Source organism: Neisseria mucosa, assembly GCA_003028315.1.
GTDB classification, from domain to species: Bacteria; Pseudomonadota; Gammaproteobacteria; order Burkholderiales; family Neisseriaceae; genus Neisseria; species Neisseria mucosa.
Genome location: CP028150.1, coordinates 1862258 through 1879453, shown reverse-complemented (window position 1 = coordinate 1879453; position 17196 = coordinate 1862258). Strand labels below are relative to the sequence as shown.

Genomic DNA, 17196 nt, shown 5'->3' with positions numbered 1-17196 from the left:
AGGCGTTGGCGGGCTGGTTTTTGAAAATGTCGTCTGAAAATGAAGCAAGGTAGTTTTAAGGCGGAATTTGGGTTGATCCGTTTTAGCTGTTGTTTAACTACTGAAAAATTGTGCGGATTGTTTTGGTATTAGGAAAGATAGTTTCAAGGTTTGAAAACAAGATTTTTTAATAGATTTTCATAATATTTTGTTTTACATGGTATTTTGATTGGCGTGTCCGCATTGTGCGGTGAACCTGTTTGCGCTGCCTTTGCAAGTGGGAATTTTTACGGTATGCTGGATTGGATTATTTACAAATCAATAGGATTTTTTTACTTATCTTGTTGTAATTGAAAATGATTTGTTCCGCGTATCCGTAAAAACGCGAGAATTTCCGCTGTATTTTAATTAGAAAAATGTTTGGGCGTGGATTGCCTGCAATTTCATCAGCCCGTGATTTTGAAGTTTTAGATGAGGAATAGTACATGAATCCCATGTATATCACTTTTGCAATCTATCTGATTGCCGTTCTCTTGATTGGTCTGGCCGCGTATTTCTCCACGCGCAATTTCGATGATTATATTTTGGGCGGGCGCAGCTTGGGTCCGTTTGTTACGGCGATGTCGGCGGGTGCGTCCGATATGTCGGGCTGGCTTTTGATGGGTCTGCCCGGCGCGATTTATTTGAGCGGTTTGAATGAGGCTTGGATTGCCATCGGTTTGGTGATCGGCGCGTATTTCAACTGGCTTTTGGTGGCGGGCCGTCTGCGCGTACATACCGAATATGCCAACAATGCGCTGACGCTGCCGGATTATTTCTTCCACCGCTTCGGCGCGGGCGGACATTTGATGAAAGTGGTTTCCGCGCTGATTATTCTGTTTTTCTTCACGATTTATTGCGCTTCGGGCATTGTGGCGGGGGCAACCTTATTCCAAAGTCTGTTTGAAGGCATGACTTACACACAAGCCATGTGGCTGGGTGCGGGTGCAACCATTGCCTATACCTTCTTGGGCGGATTCTTGGCGGTCAGCTGGACGGATACGCTGCAAGCTTCTTTGATGATTTTTGCGCTGATTTTGACGCCGGTAATGGTGTATCTGGGTCTGGGTGGTGCAGATCAAATGTCTGCCGCGATTCAAAATGTTGCCGCAAGTACAGGTAAGGAATACGGCAGTCTGTTTGCCGGTACGACCGTCATCGGCATTATTTCCACCGCCGCATGGGGCTTGGGCTATTTCGGTCAGCCGCACATTTTGGCGCGCTTTATGGCGGCTGAAAGCGCGAAATCGCTGGTGTCCGCACGCCGCATCGGTATGACTTGGATGGTGTTGTGTCTGGCAGGCGCAGTGGCGGTCGGTTATTTCGGCATTGCGTATTTTGGTGCCAATCCCGACCAAACCGCTTCCATGAAGGGCAACCACGAACGTATCTTCATCGCGCTTTCTACTTTATTGTTCAACCCTTGGATTGCAGGCATTATTTTGAGCGCGATTTTGGCGGCGGTCATGTCCACTTTGTCTTGCCAGCTTTTGGTTTGCTCCAGCGCGATTACCGAAGACTTCTACAAAGGCTTTTTGCGTAAAAATGCGCCGCAAAAAGAGCTGGTGTGGGTGGGTCGTCTGATGGTGTTGGCGATTGCTGTGATCTCCATCCTGATTGCGTCCGACCCCGAAAGCAAAGTTTTGGGCTTGGTGTCTTATGCGTGGGCAGGCTTCGGCGCGGCGTTCGGTCCGATTGTGATTCTGTCGGTATTGTGGAAACGCATCACGGCATACGGCGCTTTGTCGGGCATGATTGCCGGCGCGCTGACTGTGGTGGCGTGGGCGGAGTGGGTCAAAAAACCGGCTTTGGCTGCACATGAAACCGGTATTTGGACTATGTACGAAATCGTCCCCGGCTTTATCGCCTGCTTGATTATCGCTATTCTGGTTTCACTGACCGACAAAGAGCCGTCTCGTGAAATCCAAGAACGTTTTGAAAAAGCGGACACAGAATACCGCGAGGCGAAATAAGTGTTTTCAGACGACCTGCCGTTGACCGCAGGTCGTCTGAATTTTTATACGGGAAAGCAGGTTTTGTTTTTATATTGATGCTCATGCGGATAATGCACTCTTTTAGCTTTATCTGCTTTTTATCAAAGCAAAAAATCCTGTTTTTGAGATAAATTGCTTGTCCGACCCTTATAAATTTATTAAGATATTATCTATATGCTTTAAATCTTTTCAGACGACCTCGAAAAGGGATGAGGTCGTCTGAAAATCATCATAAAAACTTTGGAGAACCTTAAAATGTTTGACTTTGCTTTTCCGACACAAACGCCACTGCGCCAAGCGATTACCGATGCTTACCGCCGCGACGAAATCGAAGCCGTTCAGGATATGCTGCAACGCGCCCAGATGAGCGATGAGGAGCGTCGGGCGGCGTCCGAACTCGCGCGCCGTTTGGTTACGCAGGTTCGTGCCAGCCGCACCAAAGCCAGCGGGGTAGATGCGCTGATGCACGAGTTTTCGCTCTCCAGCGAAGAAGGCATTGCGCTGATGTGTCTGGCGGAAGCTTTGCTGCGCATTCCCGACAATGCGACGCGCGACCGCCTGATTGCCGACAAAATTTCCGAAGGCAACTGGAAAAGCCATTTGAACAACAGCCCGTCCCTGTTCGTCAACGCTGCCGCGTGGGGCTTGCTGATTACCGGCAAACTGACTGCGCCGAGCGACAAGCAGATGGGTTCGGCTCTGAACCGCCTCGTCAGCAAAGGCGGCGCGCCCCTGATCCGCCAAGGCGTGAACTACGCCATGCGCCTGTTGGGCAAGCAGTTTGTTACCGGACAAACCATTGAAGAAGCGCTGCAAAACGGCAAAGAGCGCGAAAAAATGGGCTACCGCTTCTCCTTCGATATGTTGGGCGAAGCCGCCTACACCCAAGAAGATGCCGACCGCTATTACAACGACTACGTTCAAGCCATTCACGCCATCGGCAAAGATGCCGCCGGACAAGGCGTTTATGAAGGCAACGGCATTTCCGTCAAACTTTCCGCCATCCATCCGCGCTATTCCCGCGCCCAACACGAACGCGTCATGAGCGAACTCTTACCTCGTCTGAAAGAGCTGTTCCTTTTGGGTAAAAAATACGATATCGGTATCAACATCGACGCCGAAGAAGCCAACCGTTTGGAGCTGTCTTTGGATTTGATGGAAGCACTCGTTTCCGACCCCGATTTAGCCGGTTACAAAGGCATCGGCTTTGTCGTTCAGGCATATCAAAAACGCTGCCCCTTCGTCATCGACTATCTGATTGACCTTGCCCGCCGCAACAACCAAAAACTGATGATCCGCCTCGTTAAAGGCGCGTACTGGGACAGCGAAATCAAATGGGCGCAAGTGGACGGCCTGGACGGCTATCCGACCTACACCCGCAAAGTCCATACCGACATCTCCTACCTCGCCTGCGCGCGCAAACTGCTGGACGCGCAAGACGCCGTGTTCCCGCAATTCGCCACCCACAACGCCTATACCTTGGGTGCGATTTACCAAATGGGCAAAGGCAAAGACTTTGAACACCAATGCCTGCACGGTATGGGCGAAACCTTGTACGACCAAGTGGTCGGTCCGCAAAACTTAGGCCGCCGCGTGCGCGTGTACGCCCCGGTCGGTACGCACGAAACCCTGCTCGCCTACTTGGTGCGCCGCCTGTTGGAAAACGGCGCGAACTCGTCGTTCGTCAACCAAATCGTCGATGAAAACATCAGCATCGATACGCTGATCCGCAGCCCGTTCGACACCATCGCCGAACAAGGTATCCACCTGCACAACGCCTTGCCGCTGCCGCGCGATTTGTACGGCAGGGGTCGTCTGAATTCCCAAGGCGTCGATTTCAGCAACGAAACCGTGTTGCAACAGCTTCAAGAAAAACTCAACCGCGCCGCCGCGCAAGACTTCCACGCCGCATCCATTATCAACGGTAAAGCCCGCGATGTCGGCGAAGCGCAACCGATTAAAAACCCCGCCGATCACGATGACATCGTCGGCACAGTCAGCTTTGCCGACGCCGCGCTTGCCCAAGAAGCCGTCGGTGCAGCCGTTGCCGCGTTTCCTGAATGGAGCGCGACGCCAGCCGCCGAGCGCGCCGAATGCCTGCGCCGCTTTGCCGATTTGCTGGAGCAGCACACCCCCGCGCTAATGATGCTTGCCGTGCGCGAAGCAGGTAAAACGCTGAACAACGCCGTCGCCGAAGTGCGCGAAGCCGTCGATTTCTGCCGCTACTACGCAAACGAAGCTGAAAACACCCTGCCCAAAGATGCCAAAGCCGTCGGTGCCATCGTCGCTATCAGCCCGTGGAACTTCCCGCTCGCCATCTTTACCGGCGAAGTCGTTTCCGCATTGGCAGCCGGCAACACTGTCATCGCCAAACCTGCCGAACAAACCAGTCTGATTGCCAGCTACGCCGTTTCCCTGATGCACGAAGCAGGCATCCCGACTTCCGCCTTGCAGCTTGTCCTCGGCGCAGGCGATGTCGGCGCAGCGCTGACAGGCGACCCGCGTATCGGCGGCGTGATTTTCACCGGCTCGACCGAAGTGGCGCAACTGATTAACAAAGCCCTTGCCAAACGCGACGACAGCCCCGTATTGATTGCCGAAACCGGCGGTCAGAATGCCATGATTGTCGATTCCACCGCGCTGCCCGAGCAGGTTTGTTTGGACGTGCTCAACTCCGCCTTTGACAGCGCGGGACAACGCTGCTCCGCCCTGCGCATCCTTTGCGTCCAAGAGGACGTTGCTGACAAGATGCTCGCCATCATCAAAGGCGCGATGGACGAATTGGTCGTCGGCAAACCCATTCAGCTCACCACCGACGTAGGCCCGGTCATCGATGCCGAAGCGCAGCAAAACCTGCAATCGCACATCAACAAAATGAAAGGCGTTGCCAAGTCTTACCACGAAGTCAAAGCCGCTTCCGATGTTGATCCTGCGAAATCCACTTTCGTGCTGCCGATTTTGTTCGAACTCAACAATTTGAACGAACTCACCCGCGAAGTCTTCGGTCCCGTCCTGCACGTTGTCCGCTACCGCGCCGACGAACTTGACCAAATCATCGACCAAATCAACAGCAAAGGCTACGCGCTCACCAGCGGCGTACACAGCCGCATCGAAGGCACGGTCAAACGCATCCGCGAACGTATCGAAGCGGGTAACGTTTACGTCAACCGCAACATCGTCGGCGCCGTCGTCGGCGTACAACCGTTCGGCGGACACGGTATGTCCGGTACTGGTCCGAAAGCGGGCGGCTCGTTCTACCTGCAAAAACTGACCCGTATCCCCGAATGGGTTGCACCGCCGCTGAGCCGTATCGGGCAAGCGGACGAAGTCGCGCTCAAACGCCTCGAAGCCCTGATTCACAAGCTGCCGTTTAATGCGGAAGAGAAAAAATCAGCGGCATCGGCATTGGGACACGCCCGCATCCGCACCCTACGCCAAGCAGAATCTGTCTTGGTCGGCCCGACCGGCGAACGCAATGCCATGAGCTGGCGTGCGCCCAAACGCGTCTGGGTACACGGCGGCAGCCTCCTGCAAGCCTTCTGCGCCCTGACCGAACTTGCCGCCGCAGGCATCGTAACCGTCGTCGAACCCGACAGCCCGCTTGCCTCCTACACCGCCGACCTCGAAGGCCTGTTGCAAGTCAACAGCAAACCTGAAAGCACGGGTGTGCACCACGTCGCCGCCCTAAGCCCGCTGGACAGCAGCCGCAAGCAAGAGCTGGCAAAACGCGACGGCGCACTCATCCGCATCCTCCCGTCCGAACAAGGCTTAGACATCCTGCAAGTGTTTGAAGAAATTTCTTGCAGCGTCAATACCACAGCCGCCGGCGGCAACGCCAGCCTGATGGCCGTTTCTGACTAAAAGGACTGAATAAACGCCAGAGCGTTTGAACAAAGGTCGTCTGAAAACGTTAGCAAAACCCGCTAAGTCCGTTTTCAGACGACCTTTTTCTGTAAATTAAAATAAGCAGGGCAGATACTGTTTTTCCGTCAGGTATGGATGGTTAACCTACCGTCGTTATTTCCGTACGGCTGGGAATTCGGAAATTTGAAGTTGCAGCAGCTTTGAGATATTTCCGCAATGCAGAGACCCGGATTCCCGCCTGCGCGGGAATGACGGCAACGGCGGTTTCAGACGACTTTTATGGGCTGATGATAAAGTTTATTCGGAAATATGAAAAAAGGTCGTCTGAAACCCAAACCCGTTTTCAGACGACCTCGATATTTATTCTGCCCAGTCCTGCGTTTCTTCCGAATCGCTCTGACCGCCTTCCATGACGGATTTGATTTCTTGGAAGAGGGCGCGGAAGTTTTTCGGCGGTTTGTTTTGTTCCTGCTCTTTTTTCGTGTTGCGGATTAAGGTGCGCAATTTGCCTGCGTCGGCATGGGGGAAGTCCGCCATGAATTGGGTGATTGCGTTGACGTCCGCCAAGAGGCGCGTGCGAGCTTGTTCGACGCGTTGCAAGAAGGCGTTGTGGGCGGTATTTTCGCCGCGCAGTTTGGCGAGGAAGGCTTCGATGGGCGCGGGGTCGGTGTCTCGCATGAGCCTGCCGATGAATTGGCTTTGGCGTTTGAGCGCGCCGTTGGACGTGATTTTTTTGTAGGTAACGACGGCTTCGTACAAGTCCTCGTCCAAGCCGATTTTTTTCAGCGTATCGGTTGAGAGTTTGGTCAACTCCATGCCCAAAGCCTGCAAATCGTTCATCTGCTTTTTCATTTGGGTTTTGCTGACCCATTCGTCTTCGTTTTCAAACATTTTGATAAACCTTTAATTTTGTTTCGGGTATTTTAGCACGTTCGGGCAGGTTTCACGTCAACGCCCTGTCGAAACGGCGTTTTCAGACGACCTTTTGTTTCCGGCGGCGGTATTTTTGCCGAGGTCGTCTGAAAACGGTTAAAATGCCGCAAACCTCTGTCAGGAAACCTTTTATGCTGTTCAACCACACCGCCTCCGAGCTGACCGGCTTATGCGGGCACGCCTTGGATTTGGCAAAAAACATGGGCGCGGCGGCTGCCGAAGCCGACTTTAGCGAATCCATCGGGCAAAGCGTCAGCGTACGGCTGGGCGAAATCGAACAAATCGAGTTCCAGCAAGACAAATCGCTGGATATTACCGTGTACGTCGGCAAACGCAAAGGTCGCGCCAGCACCGCCGACTTCTCCGAAAAAGCCCTGCAAGACACTGTCAAAGCCGCCATCGACATCGCCCGCTACACCGCCGAAGACGATTGCGCAGGTCTGGCAGATGCTTCGCTGATGGCGCAACACGTCGGCGACCTCGACCGTTATCACGAATGGGATTTAAGTACGGAAGCCGCCATTGAGTTGGCAAAACAATGTGAACAAGCCGCCCTGAGCGCGGATGAACGCATCGAAAACTCCGAAGGCGCAGGTGTTCAGACCGGACATTACCAATACGTTTACGGCAACACCCACGGCTTCACCGCCCACCAACAAGGCACGCGCCACAGCATTTCGTGCAGCATCGTCGCCGCCGACGAAAACGGCATGCAGCGCGACTACTGGTACGACGCAGCCTGCCGCCATCAAGACATGGACAGTCCCGAGCAAATCGGCAAAACCGCTGCCGAGCGTACCTTACGTCGTCTGAACAGCCGCAGCATCCCGACAGGCAGCTATCCCGTCCTCTTCGATACCACCGTCGCAGGCGGGCTTATCGGACACCTCGTCGGCGCACTCAGCGGCGGCGCGCTCTACCGCCAAAGCAGTTTCCTGATTGACAGCATAGGCAGAAAAGTCCTGCCCGATTTCCTCAGTCTGCGCGAAGAGCCGCACATCCCCCGCGCCTTCGGCAGCACCTATTTCGACTCCGAAGGCGTCGCCACGCGGCCGCGTTTCGTCATCCGCGACGGTATTGTCGAAGGCTATTTCCTCAGCAGTTACAGCGCGAGAAAGCTCGGTATGCAGACTACGGGCAACGCCGGCGGCGCGCACAACCTTTATTTGAACCATACGCACGAAACGCAGTCCGACCTGCTGAAAGAAATGGGCACGGGATTGTTGGTTACCGAACTGATGGGTCAGGGCGTGAACACCATCACGGGCGACTACTCGCGCGGCGCGGCGGGTTTTTGGGTGGAAAACGGCGTCATCAGCCACCCCGTCCAAGAAATCACCATCGCCGGCCGCTTGCAGGATATGTACCTCGGCATCGTCGGTACTGCCAACGACGCGCTGCGCCGCTCTTCCAACAAAATCGGTTCGGTGCTGATCGAGAGCATGACCGTGGCGGGGGAGTAGGTTTTACCCGGTTATTAAAAAGGTCGTCTAAAAACGGCGAATGTTTTTTCAGACGACCTCAGATTGATTATTACGAAAGTTTTTTCATGCACGTTGCCGTTATTCCTTCTTGGTATCCCAAAACTGAAACCGATGTGGACGGAATCTTTTTCCGTCTTCAAGCACAAGCCTTGCAGCGCAAAGGTTTGAAAGTCGGGGTGATTGCGCCGATGTTCCGCTATTTGCGCGTCCATACCAAATCTATTTTTACCGGTCCGTACGGCATCCGGAAACACAATCAGGGCGGGTTGAATACCTACGCTTACGACAGTATGTATTTTTTCCCCCGTTTTCCTGTTATTGATTTGGACCGCATCCGCTGGGTGCGCGCGGGGATGAAGGCATTTGCGCGGTATGTGCGTGAAAACGGCCGCCCCGATATTGTTCATGCACACTCCATGAACTACGCGGGCATCCTCGCTTACGAAATTTATAAGACTTACGGTATTCCCTACGTCATTACCGAACATAGTAGCACCATTACCCGCAACCTCATACGGCCTCACCAATGGCCGATCATGCGCCTCGCTGCCGAACATAGTGCCGCGCGTTTTGCCGTCAGCCGCGATTTCAGCCGCCTGCTGAAGGAAAAATACGGTTTGGAATGGGAATACCTGCCCAACGTACTGGGCGACAATTTCGCACGGGATTTCACGTTTCCCGATAAAGGAAACCAAGACTACACCTTCTGTACCGTTTCGCATCTGCGCCATCTGAAAGGGCATGACCTCCTGCTGCCGGCCTTTGCGAAAGCGTTGGAAAAATATCCTTTCCTCAAATTGAAAATCGGCGGGGACGGCGTGGAAGCCGCCAATTTGCGCCGTTTGGCACAAGAGTTGGGCATTACGCATGCCGTCAGCTTCCTCGGCGCGCTCACTACGGACGAAGTATTAGATTTGATGCGCCAAAGCGACGCTTTCGTCCTTGCCAGCCGCACGGAAACCTTCGGGGTCGTGTTTATTGAAGCGTTGTCTCAGGGCTTGCCCGTCATCGCCACCATGTGCGGCGGTCCGCAATCCATCGTTACGCCCGAGAACGGTATTTTGGTGCCGACCGAAAATATCCCCGCGCTTACCGGTGCATTGATTGAAATGTATGAAAATCGCGAACGCTTCGATCATGAAAAACTGCGTCGAGATTGTTTGGCGGAGTTTAGCGAGGAGGTTATCGCTTCAAGCTTAATCCGCACATTTGAACAAATCGTCGGAGAAAAGCAAAAGCAACCTTAAGCTTTGCTATAAAGCCAACTGGAGCATCGGTTTTCCGCCGTCTTGGTATCCGTTTAATCCGTTTCCTTTTCAGACGACCTTCAAGAACAAAGGTCGTCTGAAACACTGTTTACACACTACATAATGTCTCAAACCAACCTCCCGTCCCGCCGCCTTTCCGTCGCCCCCATGCTCGACTGGACAGACCGCCACTACCGCTACCTCGCCCGCCAAATTACCCGCAACACATGGCTTTACAGCGAAATGGTCAATTCCGGTGCCATCGTTTATGGCGACAAAGACCGCTTTTTGATGTTCAACGAAGGCGAGCAGCCCGTCGCCCTGCAACTGGGCGGCAGCGACCCGTCCGATTTGGCGAAAGCGGCCAAAGCCGCAGAAGAATACGGCTACAACGAGGTCAACCTTAACTGCGGCTGCCCCAGCCCGCGCGTACAGAAAGGCTCGTTCGGCGCGTGTCTGATGAACGAAGTCATGCTGGTTGCCGACTGCCTCAACGCCATGCAGGACGCGGTCGGCATCCCCGTTACCGTCAAACACCGCATCGGCGTCGACAGGCAGACCGAATACCAAACCGTCGCCGATTTCGTCGGCACGCTGCGCGACAAAACCGCCTGCAAAACCTTCATCGTCCATGCCCGCAACGCATGGCTGGACGGACTCTCCCCCAAAGAAAACCGCGACGTTCCGCCGTTGAAATACGATTACGTTTACCGCTTGAAAAAAGAGTTTCCCGATCTGGAAATCATCATCAACGGCGGCATCACCACCAACGAAGCAATCGCCGGACACCTGCAACACGTTGACGGCGTAATGGTCGGACGCGAGGCGTATCACAACCCGATGGTCATGCACGAATGGGACAGGCTGTTTTACGGCGATACCCGCAGCCCGATTGAATACGCCGATTTGGTGCAGCGCCTCTACACATACAGCCAAACCCAAATCCAAGCCGGGCGCGGCACAATCTTGCGCCACATCGTCCGCCACAGCCTCGGGCTGATGCACGGCCTGAAAAACGCCCGCACCTGGCGGCGTATGCTTTCCGACGCGACGCTGTTGAAAGACAACGACGGCAGCCTGATTCTTGACGCGTGGAAAGAAGTCGAGCGGGCGAACGTGTGGGAATAAAAGCGCGGTTTTCTTAAACATTAAACACGTCGTCTGAAAACAGATTCCTTTTTCAGACGACCTTTTCACTTTTTGAATCTATCCCTATGATGAAACGAACCATACCGATTATCTTCTCAGCCTTCCTCCTTGCCGCTTGCCAAGCCTCGTCCACTCAAGAAACACTAACCATGAATACCCGACTTTGGGCAGTATCCGTCAAGCAAGATGCCAACCTTTACCGCATCGACGACAAACTCTACCGCAGCGAACAGCCTGTCCCCGAGGACGGCGAAACCATTTCACAGCAGGGTATCAAAAGCGTCGTCAATCTGCGCTTTTTCGACCGCAATGACGACGACTATCTCAAACAATACGGCATCAACATCATCAACCGCCCGCTGCTGTCGTGGAATGTCAAACCTAAAGACATCGCCGAAATCCTGTACCTGATTGAAAAACAGCAACAGAACGGCGCAGTCCTCATCCATTGCTACCACGGTGCGGACAGAACGGGGCTGATTGCCGGAATGTACCGCATCCTTTACCAAGGCTGGCAGATTGAAGAGGCAAAAGCCGAAATGCAGCACGGCCCCTACGGTTACCACAGCATTTGGAAAAATATCGCCAACCTATTTACCGAAGCAAAAGTACAGGAAGTCAAAAACCATTTGGAACGCTTGCGCAGCAACGAGCGCAATGCAGTATCGGGGTAATAACGCTGACTTATAAATCCAATCCTGACTTTGGCTGCCAAGCTGATTTTTAGAGACAACATACTGATTGGTGCATTATTCCCGCTCAGGCAGAGATCTATCGGAAATCTTCAGAAGCAGGTATTTGAAAAAAACGGTTGCTGAAATTCAAAATCAGATTCAGTTCCATGAGAAAGGGTGGTTAATGGCGGGTGACGTATTCCAGATAAGTGTGGCGGCCGTATAGAAAAAGGTCGTCTGAAAACCTTATCCATCAGGTTTTCAGACGACCTTTTCGTATCTGCGGCCTTATCAGGCGATTCAGTTCAAATCACAAAATCCATCGCCGTACCCTGCAAACTCTGGTCCATGTCCGCCGATGGGGTTTTGACCGAACGCCCCACTGGTTTGGCAGGTACGCCGACGACGGTGATTGACGACGGTACGTCCGCAACGACCACGCTGCCTGCGCCGATTTTGGAATTGTCGCCGATGCGGATGTTGCCCAATATCGAAGCGTTCGCGCCGATCATCACGCCGTCGCCGATTTTCGGATGGCGGTCGCCGCTTTCCTTACCCGAGCCGCCGAGCGTTACGCCGTGCAGGATGGAAATATTGTTGCCCAACACGGCGGTCTCGCCCGCCACGAAACCGGTGGCGTGGTCGAGCATCAGACCGTGACCGAAACGGGCAGCAGGGTGAATATCGACGCCGAACACTTCCGACATGCGGTTTTGCAGGAAATACGCCAGCGTTTTGCGGCCGTTTTGGTAGAGCCAGTGGTTGATGCGGTGCGCCTGAATGGCGTGGAAACCTTTGAAATACAGAAGCGGCAGCGAATATTCGTCGCACGCGGGGTCGCGTTCGTAAATGGCTTTCAAGTCGGCTTCGACGCAGTTGCTGATGCGCGCGTCGCTGCCCAATGCCTGCTGGTAAATTTCAAACAGGGCGCGCACGTCCATAATCGGGCTGCCGAGTTTGCTGGAAAGGTGGTAGGCAAGGACGGAATCGAGCGAGTCGTGGCGCAATACGGTTTGGTGCAAAAAGCCCGCCAGCATCGGTTCGGCTGCGGCTGCGGCTGCGGTTTCTTCGCGGATGGTGTGCCAGAGGTTGAAATCGGTTGTGTTCAGGTGGTCTTTTTTCATGTTGGGGGTCGTCTGAAAATAGGATGGTGTCGGTGTATCTTACCTTTTATCAACGATTTGCGATAGCGCATTGCGGAATATGCTTATGATGGTTTCCGTGTGCTTGAAGTTTTTTCAGACGACCTTATATAAAGTAGCATTCGATTCAAACCATTCCAAAGGATGCATGAAATGAGCGAACATCACGAACAATATCAACACGAAACCGAAGAGGCGGCAAACGCAGAAGCCGCCCAAGCCCCCAAAACCGAACAACCCGAAGCTACCGAACCGCCGACTTACGAAGAATTGCAGGCGCGTATCGCCGAGTTGGAAGGACAGTTGAAAGACAGCGAACTGCGCGGCCTGGCGAACGAGCAAAACCTGCGCCGCCGCCATCAGCAGGAAATTGCCGATACGCACAAATTCGCCGGACAAAAATTCGCCGCCGAAATGCTGCCCGTCAAAGATTATCTCGAAATGGCGCTGCTCGACCAAAGCGGCAATTTCGACGCGCTGAAAATGGGCGTGCAAATGACGCTGAACGAATTGCAAAAAGCGTTTGACGCCACGCACATCAAAGAAATCAACCCGCAGCCCGGCGACAAACTCGACCCACACCAACATCAAGCAATGCAGGCGGTCGTCAGCGAGCAAGAGCCGAACACCATCGTCAGCGTCATGAAAAAAGGCTACACCCTGTCCGACCGCGTATTACGTCCCGCAATGGTTGTCGTGGCGAAACAAGAATCCTGAAGGCACCGCTTGATAAAGTTTATCAAGCATAAAATTTTCAGACGACCCTTCCCCGTCCCTCAAGCCTCAATCCCACTTTTGGAAAATCATTCCGATGATGCTCAATCGGAAAACAAAGACAAGGTCGTCTGAAAAACAAAATACCGTCCTGTGGATAAATAGTTTAGCTTGTTGAATTTTATATAAAAAAAATTTCAACAAAACCCTTGAAAAAATATCGGGCAACCTTATTTACAGGTCAACGGAACAAAATGTTCCACACAATTATTAATTTAGAAAAATCTTTTTAGGAGCAACATCAATATGGCAAAAGTAATCGGTATCGACTTAGGTACAACCAACTCTTGTGTATCCATCTCTGAAAACGGTCAAACCAAAGTTATTGAAAACGCAGAAGGTGCACGCACTACGCCGTCTGTCGTCGCTTATCTGGACGGCGGCGAAGTCCTCGTCGGCGCGCCCGCCAAACGCCAAGCCGTAACCAACGCTAAAAACACCATCTACGCTGTAAAACGTTTGATCGGTCATAAATTCGAAGACAAAGAAGTCCAACGCGACATCGAATCCATGCCTTTCGAAATCATCAAAGCCAACAACGGCGACGCATGGGTGAAAGCGCAAGGCAAAGAGCTGTCTCCGCCGCAAGTTTCCGCAGAAGTCCTGCGTAAAATGAAAGAAGCCGCCGAATCTTATTTGGGCGAAAAAGTAACCGAAGCCGTGATTACCGTTCCGGCCTACTTCAACGACAGCCAACGTCAAGCCACCAAAGACGCAGGCCGCATCGCCGGTTTGGATGTAAAACGCATCATCAACGAGCCGACCGCAGCCGCTTTGGCATTCGGTATGGACAAAGGCGACAACAAAGACCGCAAAGTAGCCGTATATGACTTGGGCGGCGGTACCTTCGATATTTCCATCATCGAAATCGCCAACCTCGACGGCGACAAACAATTCGAAGTATTGGCAACCAACGGCGACACCTTCTTGGGCGGTGAAGACTTCGACCAACGCCTCATCGACCACATCATCGCCGAGTTCAAAAAAGACCAAGGCATTGATTTGAAACAAGACGTGATGGCATTGCAACGCCTGAAAGAGGCTGCCGAAAAAGCCAAAATCGAATTGTCCAGCGGCCAGCAAACCGAAATCAACCTGCCGTACATCACCATGGACGCAACCGGCCCGAAACACTTGGCAATGAAAATTACCCGCGCCAAATTCGAAAGCCTGGTTGAAGACCTGATTGCCCGCTCTATCGAGCCTTGCCGCACCGCATTGAAAGATGCCGGCTTGAGCACCAGCGACATCGACGACGTGATTTTGGTCGGCGGTCAGTCCCGTATGCCGAAAGTACAAGAAGCCGTGAGAGACTTCTTCGGCAAAGAGCCGCGCAAAGACGTGAACCCTGACGAAGCCGTTGCCGTAGGCGCAGCGATTCAAGGCGAAGTATTGAGCGGCGGCCGCAGCGACGTATTGCTGCTGGACGTAACCCCTCTGTCCTTGGGTATCGAAACCATGGGCGGCGTGATGACCAAGCTGATTCAGAAGAACACCACCATCCCGACCAAAGCGTCGCAAGTGTTCTCTACCGCCGAAGACAACCAAAGCGCAGTAACCATCCATGTACTGCAAGGCGAACGCGAACGCGCTTCCGCCAACAAATCTTTGGGTCAGTTCAACTTGGGCGACATCGCACCCGCACCGCGCGGCATGCCGCAAATCGAAGTAACCTTCGACATTGACGCCAACGGCATCCTGCACGTTTCCGCCAAAGACAAAGGCACAGGCAAAGCTGCCAACATCACCATCCAAGGTTCTTCAGGCTTGAGCGAAGAAGAAATCGAACGCATGGTGAAAGATGCAGAAGCCAATGCCGAGGAAGATAAAAAACTGACTGAATTGGTCGCTTCCCGCAACCAAGCCGAAGCCCTGATTCACTCCGTGAAAAAATCTTTGGCCGACTACGGCGACAAACTCGACGCAGCCGAGAAAGAAAAAATCGAAGCCGCGCTGAAAGAAGCCGAAGAAGCTGTAAAAGGCGACGACAAAGCCGCCATCGATGCCAAAGCCGAAGCATTGGGCGCAGCCAGCCAAAAACTGGGCGAAATGGTTTACGCACAAGCACAAGCCGAAGCCCAAGCAGGCGAAAGCGCACAAGCCGAGCCGTCTTCAGCCAAGAAAGACGACGACGTAGTAGATGCCGACTTTGAAGAAGTAAAAGACGACAAGAAATAATTGAGGTCGTCTGAAAAAAGCGCGAATCGCAAGGTTCGCGCTTTTTGTTTGAATTATTTATAGTAAAAGGTCGTCTGAAAACTTTTCAGACGACCTTCTGCCTATCTGTTGCCCTGTGTGTGGAAACATAAGAAAATAGCCTTATTTTTCAAACCATCCAATCAAAGGAAACCTTCATGACGACATTCCCCATCGCGCGCGCGGGCGATAAGACACTTGAAATCCAAGGCAAAATGGCGAACCGCCACGGCTTGATCGCTGGGGCGACCGGTACGGGTAAAACCGTGACCCTGCGCCGTATGGCGGAAGCCTTCAGCAGCGAGGGCGTTCCCGTATTTTTGGTTGACGTCAAAGGCGATTTGTCGGGCATCGCGCAAGCGGGTGCTGCCAGCGGCAAGGTGGGCGAACGCATTGCCGAGTTTGGCTTGGGCGAGCAATGGCTGCAAAGTTTCCCCGTGCGCTTTTGGGATGTTTACGGCGAAACCGGCATTCCGGTGCGCGTGACCGTTTCTGAAATGGGCCCGCTGCTGCTGGCGCGTTTGATGAACCTGAACGACACGCAGGAAGGCCTGCTGAACCTCGTGTTCAAAGTTGCCGACGACAAAGGCTGGCACATTCTGGATTTGAAAGACTTGCGCAGTATGCTGAAACACGTTTCCGACCACGCTTCGGAATACCGCACGCAATACGGCAACGTCTCCGCCGCCAGTATCGGCGCGATTCAACGTCAGCTTTTGACGCTGGAGAACGAAGGTGCGGAAAAATTCTTCGGCGAGCCGTCGCTCAACCTGCAAGATTGGATGCAGACCGACAACGGCAAAGGCGTCATCAATATCCTCAATTCGGAAAAACTGATGCGCTCGCCGCGTATGTACAGCGCGTTTTTGCTGTGGATGTTGGCAGAATTGTTTGAAACCCTGCCCGAAGTCGGCGATTTGGACAAGCCGAAATTCGTGATGTTCTTCGACGAAGCGCATTTGATGTTCGACAACGCCGCCAATGCGCTGGTGGAACAAGTCGAACAAGTCGTTCGCCTGATCCGTTCCAAAGGCGTGGGCGTGTATTTCGTGACCCAAAACCCGCTCGATTTGCCCGACACCATCCTCGGACAGCTCGGCAACCGCGTGCAACACGCCCTGCGCGCATTCACGCCGCGCGACCAAAAAGCGGTTAAAGCCGCTGCCGAAACCTTCCGCAGCAATCCGAATATCAAAGTTGCCGAAGCGATTGCCGAACTGGGCGTCGGCGAAGCGCTCGTTTCCTTCCTCGACGAAAAAGGTATGCCCGAACCGGTAGAGCGCGCGCTCGTCCTGCCGCCGCAATCTTCCTTGACCCCGCTTACCGCCGAAGAGCGCAACCGCTTGTTCCAAAACGACGATTTGTATCCGACCTATAAAGACATGGTGGACAACTATTCCGCCTTTGAAGCCTTAGCCGAAGCCGACAGTCAGGCTGCGGCGGAGAAAGAGGCGGCAGCGGCGGCAAAAGAGCAGGAAAAAGCGCAAAAAGCCGCTGAAAAAGAAGCCGCCAATGCCGACCCCGGCATACTCGGCGGACTGCTCGGCGGCTTGAGCGGCGGACGTAAAAAGTCAGGGCAGGGCTTGGGCTACAACGTCGCCGATGCCATCGGCAGCCAAATCAACCGCCAAGTGACCAACGCCATCTCCCGCAGCGTGATGGGCATTATTAAAAACATGTTTAAAAAATAAGGCGTGAAAAGAAGGCAAAGGTCGTCTGAA

General features: G+C 53.4%; 11 protein-coding genes and 2 pseudogenes. 10 read left to right on the top strand and 3 right to left on the bottom strand.

Annotated elements, in window-relative coordinates:
* The first annotated feature begins 464 nt into the window (after positions 1-464).
* The 3 genes and pseudogenes from putP (at position 465) to NM96_09350 (ending at position 5961) form a co-directional block, all read left to right on the top strand.
* Positions 465-1991, top strand: a complete 1527-nt coding sequence (gene putP, locus NM96_09360; protein ID AVR79513.1) for a sodium/proline symporter PutP — start codon at positions 465-467, stop codon at positions 1989-1991.
* Positions 1992-2267: 276 nt separating this feature from the next.
* Positions 2268-5873: a bifunctional proline dehydrogenase/L-glutamate gamma-semialdehyde dehydrogenase PutA gene (locus NM96_09355; GenBank protein ID AVR79512.1), complete on the top strand. Its 3606-nt coding sequence runs from the start codon at positions 2268-2270 to the stop codon at positions 5871-5873.
* A gap of 25 nt (positions 5874-5898) precedes the next feature.
* Positions 5899-5961: pseudogene (locus tag NM96_09350) on the top strand (FAD-binding protein).
* 275 nt (positions 5962-6236) lie between these two features.
* On the opposite strand, the gene NM96_09345 reads toward NM96_09350, so the two are convergent.
* On the bottom strand, positions 6237-6767 hold the full coding sequence (locus tag NM96_09345) for a hypothetical protein (protein ID AVR79511.1): 531 nt from the start codon (positions 6765-6767) through the stop codon (positions 6237-6239).
* Positions 6768-6940: 173 nt separating this feature from the next.
* Here NM96_09345 and NM96_09340 point away from each other — a divergent pair, with 173 nt between their 5' ends.
* The 4 genes from NM96_09340 to NM96_09325 all read left to right on the top strand — a co-directional run bounded on the left by NM96_09340 (position 6941) and on the right by NM96_09325 (position 11363).
* Positions 6941-8272 carry a metalloprotease PmbA gene (locus NM96_09340; GenBank protein ID AVR79510.1) on the top strand — a complete coding sequence of 444 codons (1332 nt, stop codon included), beginning with the start codon at positions 6941-6943 and terminating at the stop codon, positions 8270-8272.
* Positions 8273-8358: 86 nt separating this feature from the next.
* Positions 8359-9540 carry a glycosyltransferase family 4 protein gene (locus NM96_09335; GenBank protein ID AVR79509.1) on the top strand — a complete coding sequence of 394 codons (1182 nt, stop codon included), beginning with the start codon at positions 8359-8361 and terminating at the stop codon, positions 9538-9540.
* A 123-nt stretch (positions 9541-9663) separates the two neighbouring features.
* Positions 9664-10668, top strand: coding sequence for a tRNA dihydrouridine(20/20a) synthase DusA (locus tag NM96_09330; GenBank protein AVR79508.1), 1005 nt, complete (start codon positions 9664-9666; stop codon positions 10666-10668).
* A gap of 89 nt (positions 10669-10757) precedes the next feature.
* Positions 10758-11363: a protein-tyrosine-phosphatase gene (locus NM96_09325; GenBank protein ID AVR80311.1), complete on the top strand. Its 606-nt coding sequence runs from the start codon at positions 10758-10760 to the stop codon at positions 11361-11363.
* A gap of 305 nt (positions 11364-11668) precedes the next feature.
* Here NM96_09325 and cysE read toward each other — a convergent pair whose 3' ends face one another.
* Positions 11669-12487, bottom strand: coding sequence for a serine O-acetyltransferase (gene cysE / locus NM96_09320; protein ID AVR79507.1), 819 nt, complete (start codon positions 12485-12487; stop codon positions 11669-11671).
* A 162-nt stretch (positions 12488-12649) separates the two neighbouring features.
* Between cysE and NM96_09315 the strand changes: the two genes are divergently transcribed.
* On the top strand, positions 12650-13222 hold the full coding sequence (locus NM96_09315; protein ID AVR79506.1) for a nucleotide exchange factor GrpE: 573 nt from the start codon (positions 12650-12652) through the stop codon (positions 13220-13222).
* Here NM96_09315 and NM96_09310 read toward each other — a convergent pair.
* Positions 13181-13447, bottom strand: a pseudogene (locus NM96_09310) (hypothetical protein). The gene NM96_09315 and the pseudogene NM96_09310 sit on opposite strands and share 42 nt — an antisense overlap.
* Before the next feature lie 78 nt (positions 13448-13525).
* Here NM96_09310 and NM96_09305 point away from each other — a divergent pair.
* Entirely contained in the window at positions 13526-15457 is a 1932-nt protein-coding gene (locus NM96_09305; protein ID AVR79505.1) for a molecular chaperone DnaK, read from the top strand.
* Positions 15458-15633: 176 nt separating this feature from the next.
* Positions 15634-17166: a DUF853 domain-containing protein gene (locus tag NM96_09300; protein AVR79504.1), complete on the top strand. Its 1533-nt coding sequence runs from the start codon at positions 15634-15636 to the stop codon at positions 17164-17166.
* The last annotated feature ends 30 nt before the right edge of the window (positions 17167-17196 follow it).